The sequence below is a fragment of the Pseudomonas sp. RC10 genome (genome assembly GCF_038397775.1).
Classification (GTDB): domain Bacteria; phylum Pseudomonadota; class Gammaproteobacteria; order Pseudomonadales; family Pseudomonadaceae; genus Aquipseudomonas; species Aquipseudomonas bambusae.
This window is the reverse complement of the sequence record NZ_CP151650.1, coordinates 3,566,343-3,584,942: the sequence shown is the minus strand read 5'-3', so window position 1 is coordinate 3,584,942 and position 18,600 is coordinate 3,566,343. Positions and strand designations below refer to the sequence as shown.

The following is an 18,600-nucleotide window of genomic DNA, read 5'->3' as shown; positions in this document are numbered from 1 at the left end:
GGAAATCAGGGAATCGGGGATGGAAACGAGGCGAGATAGTGACATGGGGAATCTTCGACAAATAAAAAGAATGGCCGGGTGGACAAGCCGCATGCGATGAACGAAACGTGGTCAACAGACCATTCAAATGATGTCAGGTTCACTGCGGGAGGGTGACGTTCGTCTGGGGAGAGGCGTTTCTCGTGGGGTCAATGACGCTAATACGGCATGCAAACCATCTGTAGCAGTCTGGCTTGCCAACGGCAGCGTCCTTGAAATCGCCACCTTCGGCAAGCCGTTGCTGCAGGGATCGCGGCGATCGCGCATTCTGGGAGCGCTCCAAAACGTGTGGGAGACGCCGGAGGGACGACGGCAGCGACAGCGGTGGTTCAGTTGCCAATCAATAGCCTGACCCACCGCTTCGCGGCCGTCGTTCCTTCGGCTGCTCCCACAAGGTTCGGCGCCGTGCTCGCGCTCTTTGCTCAAACACAATCGCGTCCGGGCTGCCGACGGCTGCGAGCCATGGGCGGCACGGCCGGCATTCCGGACTGCCACAGGGGATTTGTGTCTCAGCACAATCTCTGGACACCGCAAATCTCGTGGGAGACGCCGGAGGCACGACGGCAGCGACGGCGGTGGGTCAGTCAATCCAGCTGTGACTGATCACCGCCTCGCTGCCGTCGTTTCTCCGGCGGTTCCTACAGACCAAACAGGTGTTTACTGATCCCCCATCGGCTTGAGCACCACCACCGCCAACGGCGGCAGGTTCAAGGCCACAGAATACGCCTGTCCGTGGTTTTTGATTTCCTCGGCCATCACGCCCCCGCCATTGCCGATGTTCGACCCCGCATACACCTCGGCGTCGGTGTTGAGCAATTCGGCCCATTTGCCACCAAACGGCACGCCTACGCGGTAATGCTCACGGGGCACGGGCGTCAGGTTCGCCACCACCAGCAGCGGCTCGCCGTCCTTGCTCCAGCGCAAATACGCGTACACGCTGTTGCCCGCATCGTCACCGATGACCCATTGGAAACCCTGCGGCTGGCAATCTTGCTCGTACAACGCCTTCTCGGACCGATACAGCCGGTTCAGATCGCCCACCAGCGTGTGCACGCCTTTGTGGTCCGCGTAGTTAAGGAAGTGCCAGTCCAGCTCAGTGTCGTGGTTCCACTCGCGCCACTGCCCGAACTCGCAGCCCATGAACAGCAGCTTCTTGCCAGGGTGGGTCCACATGAAGGTCAAGTACGCCCGCAGGTTGGCGAATTTCTGCCAGCGATCCCCCGGCATCTTGTCAATCAGCGAATGCTTGCCGTGGACCACTTCATCGTGAGAAATCGGCAGGATAAAACGCTCGGACCACGCATACACCAGTCCGAAACTCAGACGGTCGTGGTGATGCTGACGATGGATCGGGTCCTGCTCGATGTACTTGAGCGTGTCGTGCATCCAGCCCATGTTCCACTTGTAGGCGAAGCCCAGGCCGCCCTGTTGAGTCGGTTGACTGACGCCCGGCCACGCCGTGGATTCCTCAGCGATGACCAACGCCCCCGGCGCTTCCAGCGCGACCACGTCGTTCAGGTGACGCAGAAAATCGATGGCTTCCAGATTTTCACGACCGCCGTAGCGGTTCGGCACCCACTCCCCGGCTTTACGTGAATAGTCGCGATACAGCATCGACGCCACGGCATCCACCCGCAGGCCGTCGATGTGGAATTTCTTCAGCCAGTGCAGGCCGGAGGCGATCATGAACCCGTGCACTTCGGTGCGGCCCAGGTTGTAGATCAGCGTGTCCCAGTCCTGATGGAAACCCTCCTGCGGGTTGCCGTATTCGTACAGCGCCGTGCCGTCGAATTGCGCCAAGCCGTGGGTGTCGGTCGGGAAATGCGCAGGCACCCAGTCGAGAATCACGCCGATGTCGTTTTGGTGACAGGCGTTGACGAAGGCCGCGAAATCCTCTGGAGAGCCATAACGCGCGCTCGGCGCGAATTGCGAGAGCAACTGATACCCCCACGAGCCGCCAAACGGGTGCTCCATGATCGGCATCAATTCGATGTGGGTGAAGCCCAGCCCTTTGATGTACGGGATCAGCTCCCGCGCCAGCTCTTGCCAATTGAACGGACGATCCGGCTCGTCATCGCCGCCGTGGTGCCATTTCCAGGATCCGGCGTGCAACTCATAGATTGACAGCGGCTGATGCACATCCTGCTTGTCGCCACGGGCCTGCATCCAGTCGTTGTCCTGCCAGTCAAAACTCAGGGGCGCAGCGACCTTCGAGGCGGTGTCCGGCGGCACCTTGGTGGCCAGCGCCATCGGGTCGGCCTTCAGTGGCAGGACGCCGTGCTGGCCGAGGATTTCATATTTGTAGGCTTCACCGGGGCCCAGGCGCGGGATGAAAATTTCCCACACACCGGACGGGTAACGCACACGCATCGGGTGACGGCGGCCATCCCAGCTGTTGAAGTCGCCCACGACGGACACCCGACGGGCGTTCGGCGCCCACACCGAAAAACGCACGCCATTCACGCCATCGACGGACGTGACCTGTGCGCCCAGCGCGCTGCTCAGGTCGCGGTGATTACCTTCAGCAAACAGGTACAAGTCCATCTCGCCGAGGAGTTGGCCAAAGCTGTACGGGTCTTCGGTGATCTGCTCGCCGGTGGCCCAGTTGATCTTCAACAGGTAAGGCTCTCGCACCGGAAAGTGCCCGGCGAAAAAGCCGGGTTTGTCGCTCATGCTCAGTTCGCCCAGGTCGCGTTCACCGTCACGGGACAGCACGCGCACGCCTAATGCATTGGGGAGGTAGGCGCGAATCACCTGGCCTTCCTTGCCGTCGCTGTGGGGGCCGAGCATGGAGAACGGGTCGCGGTGTTCGGCGCGGATCAACGCGTCCATGTCGCCGGCGTTGGGCAGCACATTTTGGTTGCCTTTACCGAATGGGTCAGACGCACTCATTTTCATTCTCCATCAGACAAGTCCAGCAGCCCACGTAGACCTTGAAGCGGTACCGACAACCAGGTCGGCCGATTCTCGGCCTCATAGGCCACTTCATAAGCCGCTTTTTCCAAAGTGAACAGCGCCAGTGCGGCCGCCTCCCCTTCGGTGTCTTTCCAGGCGTGGGCAACGTCGACGGTAGCTGTTTTGTAAGCCCCGAGGAACGCGTCCCGCGCTTGTGTCAAATACGTTTCGGCCACATGCTTACGCGCCGCCTCTGCCTGAGGCGAGCTATCCGCACTCTGGGCATTGCGTACCGCCATGGCGGCAGCGTAGTCGAAAGATCGCAACACGCCGCTGACGTCCTTGAACGGGCTGTACTTCGCGCGACGCTCCTGCAGCGGTCGCGCCGGTTCACCCTCAAAGTCGATCAGGTACGCATCGCCTTTCACCACCAGCATCTGGCCCAAGTGCAAGTCACCGTGAACCCGCATGCGCAGGCCGCCCACCGACTGTTTGGCCAGGCTCTGCACCTGTGCCAGCAGCGGTTTGCGTTTACCCAGCAGTTCACTGACCAATTGCTGATCGCCAGGTTCAAGGGTATTGCGATGCTGTTCGAGCAAGTCCAGCGCGCGCTCGATTTGCGCCCCCACACTTTTCGCCGACGCCTGACTGTCCTTGACGCTGGTGACTTCGGTCTTGAAGTCGGGATTGTCGGTCGGCGCGCCCAGCACCACGTGCATTTCCCCCAGCCGCTGGCCCAGCAGACCGGCGAAATCTTTCAATTCGAGCAACGCGTTGGCGTGCTGCTCGACTGAAGACGAGCCATGGGCCATGTGATCGCGCACGGCGCGTTCGAGGTTGTTCTGGGTCCACTCCCACGCGTCGCCCTGATTGCTCAGATACCCCTGAGCGATCATCAGCAGATTGCTCTCGCCCGCCTTGTCGACCCGCACCACCGCGCCCAGCAGCGGCGAGATGTGTTCGTAGCCGGCTTCGGTGAGGTACGCGCCCATTTCCAGTTCAGGGTGCGTCCCGGCCGCCACGCGACGGATCATCTTCAACACCAGCGCGTTGCCGACCACCACCGAGCTATTGGATTGCTCGGCGGACAGATAGCGCACTTCAGATTCGTCGTTCAGGCCCAGCGCCGCCAGTTTCGAGGTCTGCTGAAAGCGCAGCTCGCCATCGTCGGTGGGCAATGCGGTCTTGTCCTGCATGCCCTTGATAACGGCCCGGATGAACGGCTCCAGGGTGAACGCATCGGTAATCAGGCCAACCTGGCGCCCACGACGCACACGGGCCAGGGCCAATTGCTGCGGCAGCGCGCTGCTGAAGTCATCCTCGGCGAGGAAGCCGAACGGCAGTTGATACCGCGCCACATCATTGCCCGACGTGACCTCGATTTCGCTGAGCAGCACCGGGCGTTCGGCCGTGCCGAAGCGTACGGCGTAAGCGATGTGCACGTTGTCGATGGCCGTGCCCTTGCCCGCGAACCAGCGGCGTTTGGGCAGGTAGACCGACAGCGAGGTCTGTTCCATGGTCTGGCGCAGCGGTTCGTCCAGCAGTTCTTCCAAACGTTGCTTGAGCACCAGGGTGGGGAAATCCGGCATGCTTTCGGCCGGTTCGACGTGCCAACTCGGCATTTGATTCTCCGCGGCCAGCAGGAACCAGTAGAAGCCATACGGTGGCAACGTCAGCAGGTAATTGAGCTGGCCAATGGGTGGAAAGGCGCTGCCGCCCAGCATCTCGACCGGCACCGTGCCCGCGTAGTGGGACAGTTCCAGCTCGGCCGCTTGAGACGCGGCGGAGACGTTGGCGACACAGAGGATGATCTCGGTTTTGCCGTCCGGCCCTGTGTGTTCGCGGGTGTAGGCCAGAATCCGGCGGTTGCTCGGCGAGAGCATTTTCAGCGTGCCCCGGCCGAACGCCTTCTGCTGCTTGCGCACGGCGAGCATGCGCCGCGTCCAGTTCAGCAGCGAATGCGGGTCGTGGTCTTGGGCTTCGACGTTGACCGACTGATAGCCGTACAGCGGATCCATGATCGGCGGCAAGACCAGACTCGCCGGGTTGGCTCGGGAAAAGCCACCGTTGCGGTCGATGGACCATTGCATTGGCGTGCGCACGCCGTCGCGGTCACCCAGGTAAATGTTGTCACCCATGCCGATTTCGTCGCCGTAATACAGGGTCGGCGTCCCTGGCATGGACAACAACATGCTGTTAAGGAGCTCTACGCGGCGACGATCGCGTTCCAGCAGCGGGGCCAAACGACGGCGAATGCCCAGGTTGATCCGCGCGCGGCGGTCGGAGGCGTAGTAGTTCCACAGATAGTCGCGCTCACGGTCGGTGACCATTTCCAGGGTCAGCTCATCGTGGTTGCGCAGGAAAATCGCCCACTGGCAGTTTTCCGGGATTTCCGGGGTCTGGCGCAGGATGTCGGTAATCGGGAAACGGTCTTCCTGCGCTACGGCCATGTACATGCGCGGCATCAGTGGGAAGTGAAAGGCCATGTGGCATTCGTCGCCGTCCTTGCCTTTGCGATCCCCAAAATACAGCTGCGTGTCTTCCGGCCATTGATTGGCCTCGGCCAGCAGCATGCGGTCGGGGTAGTTGGCGTCGATCTCCGCACGAATCTGCTTGAGGACGTTGTGGGTCTCTTGCAGGTTTTCGTTGTTGGTGCCGTCGCGTTCGATGAGGTACGGAATCGCGTCCAGACGCAGGCCGTCGATGCCCATGTCCAGCCAGTAGCGCATGACTTCCAGCACCGCTTTCATCACCTGCGGGTTGTCGAAATTCAGGTCCGGCTGGTGGGAATAGAAGCGGTGCCAGAAGTACTGACCGGCGACCGGGTCCCAGGTCCAGTTGGACTTTTCAGTGTCGAGAAAGATGATCCGGGTGCCGTCGTATTTCTGATCGTCGTCGGACCAGACGTAGAAATCTCGGGCCTTGGAGCCCTTCTTCGCGTGCCGTGCCTTCTGGAACCACGGGTGCTGGTCCGACGTGTGGTTGATGACCAACTCAGTGATCACCCGCAGCCCGCGCTTGTGTGCTTCGGCGATGAATTTCTTGGCGTCCGACATGTTGCCGTAATCGCTGTGAATCCCGCGATAGTCGGAGATGTCGTAGCCGTCGTCGCGCCGGGGCGACGGGTAAAACGGCAGCAGCCAGATGGTATTCACGCCCAGTTCGGCGATGTAATCGAGTTTGGCGATCAGGCCCGGAAAGTCGCCGATTCCATCATCGTTGGAATCGAAATACGACTTCACGTGCACCTGGTAAATCACCGCATCCTTGTACCAGAGCGGGTCTTCGATAAAGGCAGCGTTGCGGGGTTTCTTTGCCATGACCACGTCCCTTGAATTATTGGTTTGGCGCCTTGATGCGCCAGATGCCAAACGGCTGATAGTTCGGGTCGATGCGCATGAACTGCGTTTTGCCGTACCAGGTCCAGGAGTGGCCGGTCATCAGGTCTTCACCCAGAGTCGCCGCATCATCCGCCAGACCCATTTCCCACAACGGCAGCTCGAAATAGGCTTCCTGCGCGTTGCGCGGATCGAGGCTGACGGCCACGAGCACGAAATTGCTGCCGTCCGCGCTGCGTTTACCGAAGTACAGAATGTTGTCGTTCCAGGCGTTGTAGATGCGCAGGCCCAAGTGAGTCTGCAACGCTGAGTTCTGACGACGGATGCGGTTCAACTGCGCGATCTCGGCAATGATGTTGCCGGGTGCGGTGAAGTCCCGAGGGCGAATCTCGTACTTCTCGGAATCCAGGTATTCCTCTTTGCCCGGCACCGGGGCGGACTCACAGAGTTCAAACCCGGAATACATGCCCCACAGCCCCGACCCCATGGTCGCCAGCGCGGCGCGGATCAGGAAGCCCGGGCGCCCTGAGTCGTGCAGGAAGTGCGGGTTGATGTCCGGCGTATTGACGAAAAAGTTGGGCCGGTAGCATTCGCGCCACGGCGACTCATTGAGCTGGGTGAAATACTCGGCCAACTCGGCCTTGGTGTTGCGCCAAGTGAAGTAGGTGTAGCTCTGGGAGTAACCGACCTTGCCCAGACGCGCCATCATCGCCGGTTTGGTGAAGGCCTCGGCGAGGAACATCACGTCCGGATGCTGCGCACGAATGTCGGCGATCATCCATTGCCAGAACGGCAGCGGCTTGGTGTGCGGGTTGTCGACGCGGAAGATCTTCACGCCCTCCTCGACCCAGCCAAGGACCACATTGCGCAGTTCCAGCCAGAGACTAGGAATCGCATCCGGCGCGTAGAAGTCGACGTTCACGATGTCCTGGTATTTCTTCGGCGGGTTTTCCGCGTAACGGATCGTGCCGTCCGGGCGCCACGAGAACCAGCCCGGATGCTCCTTGAGCCACAGGTGATCCTGGGAGCACTGGATCGCGAAATCGAGGGCGATTTCCAGGCCGTGCTCGGCAGCCGCAGCCACCAGATTGCGGAAGTCTTCACGGGTGCCCAATTGCGGGTGGATCGCGTCGTGACCGCCATCCGCACTGCCGATGGCGTACGGGCTGCCCGGATCGTCGGGACCGGCTTTCAGCGAGTTATTCGGGCCTTTTCGGTGCGCGCGGCCAATCGGGTGAATCGGCGGGAAATACAGCACGTCGAAACCCATGTCGCGAATCATCGGCAAGCGGGTGTGCACGTCGTTGAAAGTACCGTGGCGATGTTTATCGTCAGTGATCGAGCGAGGAAACAGCTCGTACCAGCTGGCGAACTGCGCCCGTTCACGTTCCACATCCAGCGGGAATTCAAGGCTGCGGCTGAGGAACGCGTGATTGTCGGCCTGCGCCATGATCGCGGCGGTTTCACTGTGCAGCAGCAAGGTGACCTGCGCTTCGTGTTCAGTGTTCTCGCCGAGACGTTTCAGCAGGCTATCGATCTGCCCTTTGAGTTCGTTCTGGCTGCGTTCGCTGGCATGCACGAGGTGCAAACGCCCTTCTTCCAGCTCCAGATCGACCGGCACACCGGCAGCGTATTTTTTCTCCAGCTCATAGCGATAGCTGGCGAATTGATCGATCCAGGCTTCCAGGCGAAACAGGTAGCGGCTGACTGAGGTCGGGGTGAACTCACCGATCCAGCTGTCATTGCCCAGTTCGCGCATCGGCGCCTGATGCCATTCCTGCTCGTCGGCAGCGCGGTAACGGATGCGCACGGCCATTTTGTCGTGGCCATCGGCGAACACCTTGCTGGTGACCGTTACGGGTTGCCCGGTGATGGCTTTGGCCGCCAATTGCCCGTGCTCAAGCACCGGCTGCGTGTCTTCGATGACGATCCGCGGCAGTTGCAGGGCCTGGGTCAGGGATAAAGGCTGGGTTGGGTGTGGAACATCGGTGGCCAGGGAATCCGGGCCGTATGGCTGATCAGCAGTCACATTCATCGAGCATCACTCCTCACGCCCCAGGGACGCTCCTTATACAAGTCCGTAATAGTCCATTTCGTCGACACTTCATCCTTGATCTGCATGCGTCCGGCATCAGGGCAGGTGTGCCCGAATCTGGCCGCATAGGTTCCGAACGCCAGTTTCGGGGAAAAGTTCAAAGAGCTTGTGCGGCAAAAATCGATCCGTTGGCAGCTTAGTCGCGGGCTGGCAAACCACCGGGAAATTGCGCTGAATCATTCAATCGGACTCACTGTCGAACGCAGCGAGCGCGCAGAAAAAACCGGCACGATTGCCTCTTGCGACCTGCGCCTAAGGAAGGTGAAGCAATGACCATTCCCGTTCCCGCTGAAACGCCCGATCCGAACATCGATGATCCGGAACTGCCGGTGCCGAAACCTGAAGAACCGCCTCCGCCGACCATGCCGCCTGTCATCGACCCGCCCAAGGGCGACCCGCCCAGCCAGGAGCCGCCTGCGGTACTGGGTGAAACCTTTCCAGAATGATTGAATGAAGAAGCCCTGAGTGCGCGCCGTCGCGCTCAGGGTTGGTGCGAATCACCGCCGGTCTTGCGGGCCGGGTCTTTGTCTCGCTCTTCGGGTGGATCGAAGCGTTCGACGATCAGCGGCATCAAGCTGAATATCCCAAGCGCCAGTATCGTGCTCAGCACGGCAGTGGCTTCCCGGCCCATGCCAGCGGCGATGCCAATGGCGGCCGTCATCCACAACCCCGCTGCAGTGGTCAGGCCTTTCACTTGATGAGTGTTGAGTTTGTCGCCCTTGAGGATGGTGCCCGCGCCGAGAAAGCCGATCCCGGCGACGATGCCTTGCACCACGCGGCTCAACGCCGCGTCATCCGCGCCTGCCAGTCGCGGCACCAGAACAAACAGCGCCGCGCCCATGCAGACCAGCATATGGGTACGCACCCCCGCCGCCTTGCCTTTGTGCTCGCGTTCGAAACCGAGAATCCCGCCCAAAACGGCCGCGATCACCAGCCGCACACTCACCCGCGTCAGTTGGGACGCATCGGTGATGTCTGAGAACTCGGAACGCAACGTCTCGACGACTTCCTGCCACCAACCGTTCATGACGGGTCTTCCTTGCCTGGGATGCGGTGATCAATGGACCACGGCGACAGGCAAGAGTGCGAACGGACGAGCAGCATCATGACCCCCGCGTTTTCCCTCGCAACATGCTGTCCAGCACTTCATCCCGGCGAATCCAGCCATGAAACAACGCGGCCGCGAGGTGCGCGAGGATGGTCAGGAAAAACAGATACGCCAGATAGCGATGGGCTTTGCGCAGAAACGCAAACGTCTCGGCATGGGCCGCCAGGATGGAAGGCAGACGGATTGAGCTGCCGAGCATCACCGGGTCGCCCGCTGCCGAGATCATCGCCCAGCCAATCAGGGGCATCGCCAGCATCAACGCATAGAGCAGGTAGTGAGAGAGCTTCGCCGCCAACGCTTGCACCGCAGGCAAATCCGCTGGCAACGGCGGCGTTTGCGTGGTGAAGCGCACGATCAAACGCACGATGACCAATGCCAGAATCGCAATCCCCAGCGGTTTATGGATGTTCAACAACCACTCATGGCGTTCGGACACCGAGGCCACCATGCCCGCGCCGATGAACAACATGGCGATCACCATCACGGCCATCAACCAGTGCAGCGCGCGCGTCAGAGGCGAAAAATGCAAGGTGGGCGTACTCATGGCTGTTTCTCCTGGGCAGGCGCGGCTTTCAGTTGATCGACTTCGCCTGTGCGGCGCAGGTAAGACGAGGCGTAGGCAGCAGACCGAGCCGCCAGCAACGGATCGTCTGACCCTTCGATGCCGCTCGGCAATACCAGCGGGTCGTAATTGATGTCCCGGCACGCGCCGTCCAGTTGGGCGCTGTCGCTTTCAACCACCAACGTTCCCGCCGTCACGGTCGTGTGCTCCCCGGACCACGCCTTGGACGCATCGTTGGTCGGGTCTTGCGGGTTAGCAAGGGTCAGCACCAGATTCCAGCGCTGTGGCCCGCTGGCCAGTTTGTCGCTCAAGTCTTGCTGCAAGTAATCCTTGGCGTCCGGGGCCGGTGCATCGCCTTTTGCTTCAGGCACCAGACTCCAGCGCACCGGTTGCCGCTTGCCCTGCGCATCTACCAGCACAAACGCGTTGACGCTGTTGTAGGTCTCGGTCACAAAGCTGGCGGACGGCTTGGCCGTCTTGACCCAGGCCAGAAACGGCTGGGCCTCGGGGTGCGCAGCAAAGAACGCCGGAGGCTTGGATGGATCAGGCTTGCCGGTTTTGGGATCAGGCGCGGTGGCTTTTTGCAGGTCGACGAACGCTTCAGGGGTCCCCACCGGGAACACCGGCATGCTGTTCATCCCGGTGCGCCATTGCTGGCCGTTGGGTTGGGTGAACTGCACCGCGAAGCTGCGGATGGGCGCCGCGCTGTCAGGCGAATACGGATTGCCGGTGGGCAACGCCAGCCGTCCGACCACCGGGATGCGGCCACTGGCGAAGACTTCAGCTTTGGACAGTGTCGCCGCCGCGCCATTGCTCTCGAAATACCCGGCGACGCAGATCCCTTTGGGGTGGTTGCGACGGTAGCCGGGGTGAACGCCGTTGCTGTGTTCGAACACATCGACAACCCGAGCAGGCGTCAAGCGTTGTGGGTCAAGGCTGCCGTTCACGTAGGCGAATGCGCCGGCGGCGATGGCCACCACCAGGCCAATACCGGCGAGGCGAACGATTTTCTCCGAGGGGGTCAAGGGTGGTTTGCGGGGGTACGGCGGCTCACGATCAATCATCGGTCACACTCCGGGCCTAGGGCCTCTCTGCATTCATGTAGCGGTAGGACGCGGCATACACGCCTTTATTCCATGGCGTGATATTTATTTTGTGTGCGGTGGAATAACCTGCACGGGCGTGCGTCTTGCTGGTCATACGATCCGAGCGATCCCGCCGATCGATCAGGAAATCACCTTATGCATGATGTCGACGATCAATTACGAGAGCTGCTGCCGCGAATGCGTCGGTTTGCCGCATCGCTCACCCGTGACCACAGCACGGCCGATGATCTGGTGCAGTCGAGCCTTGAAAAAGCCTTGTCTGCCTGGAGCAGCAAACGCCCGGAAGGCGACCTGCGCGCCTGGCTGTTCTCCATTCTTTATAGGCAATTTCTCGACGCCCATCGACGTTCGCGCCGGTACAGTCGCATGCTGGAGCTGTTTACCGGCGGCAAGGAAGATCACCATGAGCCTTCCGTGGAGCGCACCGTGGTCGCGCAAACCACGCTGCAGGCGTTCGAACGGCTGAACACCGAACAACGTGCGCTATTGCTCTGGGTGTCTGTCGAAGGCTTGAGTTATAACGAAGTGGCGGAAATTCTCGGCGTCCCTGTGGGCACCGTCATGTCCCGCTTGTCTCGCGCGCGGCAGGCCCTGCGCCTGCTCAGCGAAGGCGAAATCACCACCCCTGCTCTGCGGATATTGAAATGATGACATTGCCTCCCAGTGAACGCGACTTGCACGCCTACGTCGATGGGCAACTCAACGACGCCGACCGGCAGACGATGGAGACGTATCTGGCCACGAAGCCCGAGTTGGCCCAGCAACTGCTGGCCTGGCAGCGGGATGCCCAGAACCTGCGCGCCAGCTTGAGTGGCGAACTGCATCGCCCGGCCAATCCAGACCTGGACCCGACGTTCATCCGCCAGCGCGTGCGTCGTAGCCGCAGCCGCCAGTTCGCCACCGCGGCGGTGCTGTTGATCGCGGTCGGTGTCGGCGGGATGAGTGGCTGGCAGGCCCGGGAAATGACCCTCGTCAGCGGCGTTCAGCCCATGGCCGACGCCGTGCAGGCCTATCGGATGTTCGCGGTCAACGACAGCATGGCCAGCGACTGGAACACCGACAAGCCGAACAACGCGCAGGTCTGGCTGGACAAGCATTTCGCCCAGGCCAACCGCCTGCCCGATCTGGCGTCAGCCGGGTTCAAACCCGTGAGTGGGCGCCTGACCAGCACCGAACAAGGTGCCGCCGCGATGGTGGTGTACAAGGATGACGAAGGACGGACGCTGAGTTTCTACATCCGTCCGCCAGGCCCGAACAATCATTTGCTGGCCCCCGGCACGCGACGGGACGGTGAGCTGGAAGCCGATTATTGGTCAGGAGGTGGTTACAACTACGCCGTGGTCAGCCCTGCCGATGACCCTGCTGTCAAGGCTGCGCGACAGGCGTTGCGTCAGCCGATTTGAACAGAGAGCGGTGGATCAGACAGCCGGTCTGTCACAGATCCACCGCTCAACCTTTCAGGTCGCTCGCACTGCCCCGCAACAATACCTTGTCCTGAATCCCCGCCAGGGTGTCCTTGAGCGTCGAAACGCCACGTCCTTGTTTCGCGTCCTTGTCCTGTTGTAGCGCCTGTTGCAGCACGCTCAGGAAATTCTGGGTTTTTGACGATGACAACGGCGTCCGCGTGTCGCTCTCCAGGTGCCCCATCACGTATTTGGAAATACGCGTCGACTGGCTTGCGGACTGGCTGACCGACGCCTGCACCAATGCCCCTTTGTCGTAACCGATGTTGGTCTTGCTGCTGGCCTGATCGTTGATCTGGTAATACAGGTAATTCTGCGACGTCGGATCGCGGCTCAGGTCCAGCTTCTGGCCTGCGGTGAGCGCCTTGTGGTAACTGGCAATCAGGCTCGATTGCTGGTTCTGAACGAGGGTCCGGTTCAACTGATCCCGGCCTTTGGATTGCGTCGATTGCGACAGGTTGTACGAGAACGCGTCCAGCTCATCAGGGCGTGCCGGGTTGCTGGCCTCGGTCTTCTCGGTGACCGACGCCTTGAAATCGGCCAGGCCCGTCAGCAAGCCGTGATCGGTATCGGTCAAGTCGATGGAGTTGACGGTCTGGGGTGCAGTGGAAGGCCGGGCTCCCGGGTATTGGCTGTGCAGCGTCTTGAACCCGTCTTCGAAGAGGGAGAGCAATTGTGCGTCGCCGTCACCGCGTGTCCGGGCGGCTTCAATCTGACTCACGTAGTTTTTAACGGCTTTCGCCTGCTGGTCGCTGTTGCCGATAATGGCGGCATTCTTCAGATCGACCGAAATGTTCAGATTGCCCGACGCACCGCTCATGCGCACTGAACGCTGGTCGGCGTCGGCATTCATGTCGAGGGTCTGGACGCTGCCGTCATTCAGTTTGATGCGGGTGCTCAGCGCCACCGACGAAAACACGTTGCTGTCATATTGCGTCAACGCTTCCAGCTTGAGCTGAGGAGGTTTCGCCGTCAGCCCGTCGATGGCCGATTGAAAACCGTCCGCCATCTTGCCCAGCGCGGCGAGTTCGTCGTCGCTCAGGTCGCCACCGCTGACCTGTGCCTGTACCGCCAGCCCGTTTTCGCTGCTGGAAAGGGTCAACTGCACGGTCTTGCCGCTGGCGGTCTTCAGGGTCAGGCTGATGCTGTTGTCGGCGGCACTGCTGTGCAGTTTGTCCTGGGCGGCCGCCAGCTCGGAGGGTTCAAGGGTTCGTCCGGAAGGCGAGCTGATCACCGATTGGGAAACACCCTTCCCCGTCTGCGCCAGTTGCGCAAGCAGCGTGGCGCCAAGGCCCTGGAAACGGCCCACACCATGCGTCGTGCTGAAGTTGCCCTGCATCGCCAGGGTCACCGAATCCTGCCGCGTGTATTCCCAGGCGGGCGGCACATCGGCGTCGGCAATCACACCACGGGCGGTGTAGGTCTGTGCGTTAGTGACGAGGGTGTCCTGCCCCAGCAACACGACAGACGAAGGCGATGCGGTGCTCGGGGTTGTCCCCACCGCTGCGGTGGCCACCGGCTGAGTCGCCACTGTCGGGGTGACCACCAGAGGCTGCGTGGAGGTGATAGAGGAAATCGAAGTCATAGCTGATCCATGCTCAATTGAGTCGAGTGTGTCCCAGCCGGTTTATCGGCACTGCGGCCTCTGACTTTAGGGAATGGGCGGCGCCGCGCCCATTTCCAGTGCTATCCGGGGTCAGGCCGCGCGCGCCTTGGTCATGCGCTGCATGAGCAACCCGCCCAGGGCCAGCAACGCCAACACCACCACTACGGCCCCGTACACGTTGGTCGTGACCACCAGGCCCTCGCTTTTGACCGCCAGCCCGGCAAGCAGCGCCGGGACGCAGAACGCCAGGTAGCTCAACGCCAGAAACGTCGACATCAGCCCCGCCCGTTCATGGGCGTGAGCCAGCGGCAGCAGCAACCGCAACGCCCCCAGGAAGCTGGCGCCAAACCCGATCCCCGCCACGACGGCGCCGCTGAAGAACAGCCACAGCCAGCCCACGTTGACCGCCAGCAGAATCACCGACACGCCCAACGCCAAAAAGCTGCACCCCACCAACAGCGCCAATTGCGGCGGGCGCAGGCGCAGGTTCATGATGGAAATCGCCCCGCTGATCGTCAGAGCCGCCACCGCCAAACCACCGTGAAGCACGGATTTCGAGCCGGTCGCGGCGGCGAGCAATGAAGGTGCCAGCGACAGGAAGAACCCGCCCAGCGCCCAGGCGGCGATGTCCGCTGGCAACACCAGCAGCAAGGTACTGCGCGCACGCTGCGGCACATAGAGTCTTGGTTTCAGGGTCTTCAACACACCGGGTTGCGGGCTGACGGTTTCCTTCACGCGCCAGAGGTACAGGATCTGCGCCACGAATGCCGCCAGCAGCAGAATGAAGGCCAGCAGCAACGGCATCGGCGCGTATTCGACCAGCGCGCTGGTGCCGAGCGCGCCCAACGCCATGCCGAACATCGGCGCAATGCTGTTGATCAATGGGCCCTGATTCTGATCGGTGTCGAGCATCGCCGCGCCCAACGCGCTGCTGGCGATCCCCGTCGCCACCCCTTGCAAGACGCGGGCGGCAATCAGCCAACTGACGTCGCTGGCGCCGATGAACAAGAGCATCGACAAGGCCTCCAGCAGCAGAGCGACGAGGATCACCGGACGCCGACCCAAATAGTCTGACAGCGAACCGAACACCAACAACGTCGCCAGCAAACTCAAGGCGTACACCGCAAAAATCAGCGTCAGCAGCGCGGAAGAAAAGCCCCACGCCTGCTGATACACATGGTAAAGCGGCGTCGGGGCACTGGAAGCAGCAAAGAAGCACAGCATCACAAACGCGAAATACCCGAGGTGGCCCCGGCTCCGACCATCGACTTGCGGGTTCTGCATCGATTCAGACACGCGTACACTCTCCCGAAAAAGCACACCATAAAAGCTATTAATTTGCGTTAGAGAGTGTGCGAGCAGAAACCGCTTAAAGCAAATACTTTGTGTTAAGGTCCGATTCATGGCTATCAAAGAAGGCATTCGTACCGGCGGCCGTAGCGCCCGGGTGCAGACATCGATCCACGCCGCCGTGCGCGACTTGCTTGAAGAGCAGGACCGTTCCGCGTTGAGCGTGCCGATGATCGCTGCCCGTGCAGGCGTCACGCCCTCGACCATCTACCGTCGCTGGGGCGATTTGACGTCGCTGCTGGCCGATGCGGCAGTGGAACGGTTGCGCCCCGATGAACCGGTGGATTGCGGCAGCCTGCGCGAAGATTTGCGCACTTGGGTCGAGGTCTACCTCGAAGAAACCAATTCCGCACCGGGCCGCGAAATGATGCGCGACGTGGTCGCCAGCAGCGCAACCCTGTGCTCGGGCAAGTGCCTGAACATGGTCCGCGATCAGTTGCAGATCATCATCGACCGCGCCCACTTGCGCGGCGAGCGCAGCCCATCCGCCGATGAGCTGGTCGATGCGGTCGTGGCGCCGATGGTGTACCGGATTCTCTATGCCGAATCGGCCCCCACCCTCGAACGCATGCATCAGCTGCTGGATCGCTGCCTCGGTTGAGCGCGACGCTCACGAACTCGCTATCATGACCGGCCCTGAACCACGGGCCTTTTCCCCATGCACACTCTCGCAGACCTGCGCGCCGGCACACTGGCGGGCAGCAAACGGCTGGACCTCAGCTGCGGCCTCACGGCGTTTCCCGACGAGATTTTCAACCTCAGCGATTCGCTGGAGGTGTTGAACCTGTCGGACAATCAACTCAGCGAGCTGCCGGCCGATCTGCACCGGCTCAAACGCCTCAAGATTCTGTTCTGTTCCAACAACCTGTTCACCCACCTGCCCGAAGCGTTGGGCCAGTGCGAGCAGTTGTTTTTCGTCGGCTTCAAGGCGTGCCGGATCACCGAAGTATCGCCCCGCTCGCTGCCACCCCGTCTGCGCGCCCTCGTCTTGACGGATAACCGCCTGGAATCACTGCCTGATGAGCTGGGTCGGTTCGAACACCTGCAAAAACTGATGCTGGCCGGAAACCGATTGCGCACCCTGCCCCCGTCACTGGCGGCGTGTCAGCGGCTGGAGCTGGTGCGCATAGCGTCCAACGAGATTCGCCGATTGCCGGACTGGCTGCTGCAGATGCCCGCGCTGGCCTGGCTGGCGTTTTCCGGCAACCCGCTGAACGACATTCACACTGAGGAGCCCATCCGGCAGATTCCCTGGTCAGCGCTGACCTTGCATCAGGTGCTGGGAGAAGGCGCTTCCGGGGTGATTCAGCAGGCGGAATGGCAGCACGACGACGGAGTGACCGACGAGGTGGCCGTCAAGCTCTATAAGGGCGAGCTGACCAGCGATGGCTCCCCATTGAATGAAATGGCTGCGTGCATCGCCGCCGGTCAGCACCCGAACCTGATTCCCGTCCTGGGGCAAGTGTTCGATCACCCGCAGCAGGCGCGAGGGTTGGTGATGGAGCTGATTTCCCCGCGATTCATCACCCTGGCCCGCCCGCCCAGCCTCGAATCCTGCACGCGTGACGTCTACGGCAGTACGCGCCTGAGCCTTGCGACGGTGCGGCGCATGGCCCACGGCCTTGCCGACGCCTGCGGGCATTTGCATCGCAAAGGCATCAATCACGGCGACCTGTACGCCCATAACGTTCTCTGGGCGGAACAGGGCGAAAGTCTGCTGGGGGATTTCGGCGCTGCCGCGTTTTATCCCGATGAAACGACGGGCCAGACCCTGGAGCGCATCGAGGTGCGGGCGTTCGGGATATTGCTGGATGAGTTGCTGACGTGTTGCGACGGGTCTGACGAAGAAACGGCTGTGCTGCGGGGGCTTGCGGCGCGCTGCATTCAGCCACAGGTCATGAAACGACCGGGGTTTGCCGAGGTGCTGGCGCTGCTGGATCGCTAGGCAAACATCACTGGCTTGCGGCGGCCTCGGGCTCTTGGGGGATGCCGGAGGCGCGACCGCAGCGATGCGGTGGGTCAATCACTCCGATCAGTCACTGACCCACCGTGGTATCAACCGGCCAGACCGACGTACACGTCCTGCACGTCATCGTGGCCGTCAATCGCTTCCAGAAACGCTTCAACCTCGGCCATCTGCTCGTCGCTCAAGCCCGACACCGGGTTTTTCGGGCGGTAGCCGATCTTGGCGGATTCCACAGTGAAGCCTTGTTCTGGCAGCGCCTTGCACACGGCGTCCAGGTCAGTGACTTCGGTGTAGAACAGGGTCACGCCCTCGTCACCCGGCTCGACGTCCTGAGCGCCGGCTTCGATGGCGGCTTCTTCCGGGTCGGCCTTGCCGTCGCCCGCGGCTTCGATCATGCCCAGATGGTCGAAATCCCACGTGATGGAGCCAGCAGCGCCCATTTGCCCCTTGCGGAACAGCACACGGATCTCGGCAACCGTGCGGTTGACGTTATCGGTCAGGCATTCGACGATCACCGGCACCTTGTGCGGCGCGAACCCTTCATAGGTCACTTTCTCGAAGTGCACGTGCTCGCCCAGCAGGCCAGCGCCCTTTTTGATCGCGCGCTCCAGCGTCTCGCGGGGCATAGAGGCTTTCTTCGCCTGCTCGACCACCAAACGCAGGCGCGAATTCATGTCGGGATCAGCGCCGGAACGCGCGGCAATCATGATTTCCTTGGACAGCTTGCCGAAAATCTTGCCCTTGGCATTGGCTGCTGCTTCTTTGTGTTTGACCTTCCACTGTGCGCCCATGATTACTCTCTTGTTCCGGTGGCAGTACACCGTCGGGGCCGATCCGGCGTGGCGCGTCGGACCGAAGACGGTGAATGCTGAAAAGGTGAACGATGATGACGCGCCAGGACAGAACGCTGGCGCCCGCCGCATTTTATACGCGCTGGCGTCATATGAAACCCCTGACGTGCTGCCGTCGATCAAACGAGCGCGGATAAGTTTCCCGGAAAACGTCAACACACGGCTCTGGATATGGCGACGCGACCTGTAGTCCCTTTCTGAAAATACAGAACTGGCCCCTT

The 18,600-nt window shown here is 61.4% G+C and carries 14 protein-coding genes; 5 read left to right on the top strand and 9 right to left on the bottom strand.

The features are described from left to right. Window positions 1-696: 696 nt before the first annotated feature. From glgB to AAEO81_RS16480, 3 genes are read right to left on the bottom strand one after another with little or no spacing between them, the layout of a single operon-like run. The gene (glgB, locus tag AAEO81_RS16490; RefSeq protein ID WP_341957865.1) at window positions 697-2,931 is read right to left on the bottom strand and encodes a 1,4-alpha-glucan branching protein GlgB; all 2,235 of its coding nucleotides are present in this window, start codon (window positions 2,929-2,931) and stop codon (window positions 697-699) included. Between the two features lie 2 nt (window positions 2,932-2,933). Next, window positions 2,934-6,254 carry a maltose alpha-D-glucosyltransferase gene (treS, locus tag AAEO81_RS16485; RefSeq protein WP_341957864.1) on the bottom strand — a complete coding sequence of 1,107 codons (3,321 nt, stop codon included), beginning with the start codon at window positions 6,252-6,254 and terminating at the stop codon, window positions 2,934-2,936. 16 nt (window positions 6,255-6,270) lie between these two features. Then, on the bottom strand, window positions 6,271-8,307 hold the full coding sequence (locus AAEO81_RS16480; protein ID WP_341957862.1) for an alpha-1,4-glucan--maltose-1-phosphate maltosyltransferase: 2,037 nt from the start codon (window positions 8,305-8,307) through the stop codon (window positions 6,271-6,273). A gap of 329 nt (window positions 8,308-8,636) precedes the next feature. On the opposite strand from AAEO81_RS16480, the gene AAEO81_RS16475 reads away from it, so the two are divergent. Then, the gene (locus AAEO81_RS16475; RefSeq protein WP_341957859.1) at window positions 8,637-8,813 is read left to right on the top strand and encodes a hypothetical protein; all 177 of its coding nucleotides are present in this window, start codon (window positions 8,637-8,639) and stop codon (window positions 8,811-8,813) included. 35 nt (window positions 8,814-8,848) lie between these two features. Here AAEO81_RS16475 and AAEO81_RS16470 read toward each other — a convergent pair whose 3' ends face one another. The 3 genes from AAEO81_RS16470 to AAEO81_RS16460 all read right to left on the bottom strand — a co-directional run bounded on the left by AAEO81_RS16470 (window position 8,849) and on the right by AAEO81_RS16460 (window position 11,101). Then, window positions 8,849-9,394, bottom strand: a complete 546-nt coding sequence (locus AAEO81_RS16470; RefSeq protein WP_341957857.1) for an MgtC/SapB family protein — start codon at window positions 9,392-9,394, stop codon at window positions 8,849-8,851. 76 nt (window positions 9,395-9,470) lie between these two features. Next, window positions 9,471-10,019 (bottom strand): cytochrome b, encoded by a 549-nt coding sequence (locus AAEO81_RS16465; protein ID WP_341957854.1) that lies wholly within the window; start codon window positions 10,017-10,019, stop codon window positions 9,471-9,473. Continuing rightward, on the bottom strand, window positions 10,016-11,101 hold the full coding sequence (locus tag AAEO81_RS16460; RefSeq protein ID WP_341957851.1) for a catalase family peroxidase: 1,086 nt from the start codon (window positions 11,099-11,101) through the stop codon (window positions 10,016-10,018). Before AAEO81_RS16460 ends, AAEO81_RS16465 begins: the two co-directional genes overlap by 4 nt. A gap of 177 nt (window positions 11,102-11,278) precedes the next feature. Between AAEO81_RS16460 and AAEO81_RS16455 the strand changes: the two genes are divergently transcribed. Together AAEO81_RS16455 and AAEO81_RS16450 are read left to right on the top strand one after the other, a co-directional pair. Next, window positions 11,279-11,791 (top strand): sigma-70 family RNA polymerase sigma factor, encoded by a 513-nt coding sequence (locus AAEO81_RS16455; protein ID WP_341957849.1) that lies wholly within the window; start codon window positions 11,279-11,281, stop codon window positions 11,789-11,791. After that, window positions 11,788-12,546: an anti-sigma factor gene (locus AAEO81_RS16450; protein WP_341957848.1), complete on the top strand. Its 759-nt coding sequence runs from the start codon at window positions 11,788-11,790 to the stop codon at window positions 12,544-12,546. The genes AAEO81_RS16455 and AAEO81_RS16450 overlap by 4 nt, the downstream gene beginning before the upstream one ends. Window positions 12,547-12,592: 46 nt before the next feature. Here AAEO81_RS16450 and AAEO81_RS16445 read toward each other — a convergent pair whose 3' ends face one another. Next, on the bottom strand, window positions 12,593-14,191 hold the full coding sequence (locus AAEO81_RS16445; RefSeq protein WP_341957846.1) for a lactate dehydrogenase: 1,599 nt from the start codon (window positions 14,189-14,191) through the stop codon (window positions 12,593-12,595). Between the two features lie 111 nt (window positions 14,192-14,302). After that, window positions 14,303-15,496, bottom strand: a complete 1,194-nt coding sequence (locus AAEO81_RS16440; protein ID WP_341964549.1) for an MFS transporter — start codon at window positions 15,494-15,496, stop codon at window positions 14,303-14,305. Window positions 15,497-15,614: 118 nt separating this feature from the next. Between AAEO81_RS16440 and AAEO81_RS16435 the strand changes: the two genes are divergently transcribed. Beyond that, window positions 15,615-16,163, top strand: a complete 549-nt coding sequence (locus tag AAEO81_RS16435; protein WP_166594439.1) for a TetR/AcrR family transcriptional regulator — start codon at window positions 15,615-15,617, stop codon at window positions 16,161-16,163. Between the two features lie 57 nt (window positions 16,164-16,220). Then, entirely contained in the window at window positions 16,221-17,507 is a 1,287-nt protein-coding gene (locus AAEO81_RS16430; protein WP_341957841.1) for a leucine-rich repeat-containing protein kinase family protein, read from the top strand. Between the two features lie 110 nt (window positions 17,508-17,617). On the opposite strand, the gene AAEO81_RS16425 is transcribed toward AAEO81_RS16430, so the two are convergent. After that, window positions 17,618-18,319 (bottom strand): YebC/PmpR family DNA-binding transcriptional regulator, encoded by a 702-nt coding sequence (locus AAEO81_RS16425; protein ID WP_166594437.1) that lies wholly within the window; start codon window positions 18,317-18,319, stop codon window positions 17,618-17,620. Between the last annotated feature and the right edge of the window lie 281 nt (window positions 18,320-18,600).

What these genes read in the sequence shown, in the direction of transcription:
- glgB (WP_341957865.1), bottom strand. Translation starts at nt 2,931, where the DNA reads ATGAGTGCGTCTGACCCATTCGGTAAAGGCAACCAAAATGTGCTGCCC.
- AAEO81_RS16480 (WP_341957862.1), bottom strand. Translation starts at nt 8,307, where the DNA reads ATGAATGTGACTGCTGATCAGCCATACGGCCCGGATTCCCTGGCCACC.
- AAEO81_RS16445 (WP_341957846.1), bottom strand. Translation starts at nt 14,191, where the DNA reads ATGACTTCGATTTCCTCTATCACCTCCACGCAGCCTCTGGTGGTCACC.
- AAEO81_RS16470 (WP_341957857.1), bottom strand. Translation starts at nt 9,394, where the DNA reads ATGAACGGTTGGTGGCAGGAAGTCGTCGAGACGTTGCGTTCCGAGTTC.
- AAEO81_RS16475 (WP_341957859.1), top strand. Translation starts at nt 8,637, where the DNA reads ATGACCATTCCCGTTCCCGCTGAAACGCCCGATCCGAACATCGATGAT.
- AAEO81_RS16435 (WP_166594439.1), top strand. Translation starts at nt 15,615, where the DNA reads ATGGCTATCAAAGAAGGCATTCGTACCGGCGGCCGTAGCGCCCGGGTG.
- AAEO81_RS16430 (WP_341957841.1), top strand. Translation starts at nt 16,221, where the DNA reads ATGCACACTCTCGCAGACCTGCGCGCCGGCACACTGGCGGGCAGCAAA.
- treS (WP_341957864.1), bottom strand. Translation starts at nt 6,254, where the DNA reads ATGGCAAAGAAACCCCGCAACGCTGCCTTTATCGAAGACCCGCTCTGG.
- AAEO81_RS16455 (WP_341957849.1), top strand. Translation starts at nt 11,279, where the DNA reads ATGCATGATGTCGACGATCAATTACGAGAGCTGCTGCCGCGAATGCGT.
- AAEO81_RS16425 (WP_166594437.1), bottom strand. Translation starts at nt 18,319, where the DNA reads ATGGGCGCACAGTGGAAGGTCAAACACAAAGAAGCAGCAGCCAATGCC.
- AAEO81_RS16440 (WP_341964549.1), bottom strand. Translation starts at nt 15,496, where the DNA reads ATGCAGAACCCGCAAGTCGATGGTCGGAGCCGGGGCCACCTCGGGTAT.
- AAEO81_RS16465 (WP_341957854.1), bottom strand. Translation starts at nt 10,019, where the DNA reads ATGAGTACGCCCACCTTGCATTTTTCGCCTCTGACGCGCGCGCTGCAC.
- AAEO81_RS16450 (WP_341957848.1), top strand. Translation starts at nt 11,788, where the DNA reads ATGATGACATTGCCTCCCAGTGAACGCGACTTGCACGCCTACGTCGAT.
- AAEO81_RS16460 (WP_341957851.1), bottom strand. Translation starts at nt 11,101, where the DNA reads ATGATTGATCGTGAGCCGCCGTACCCCCGCAAACCACCCTTGACCCCC.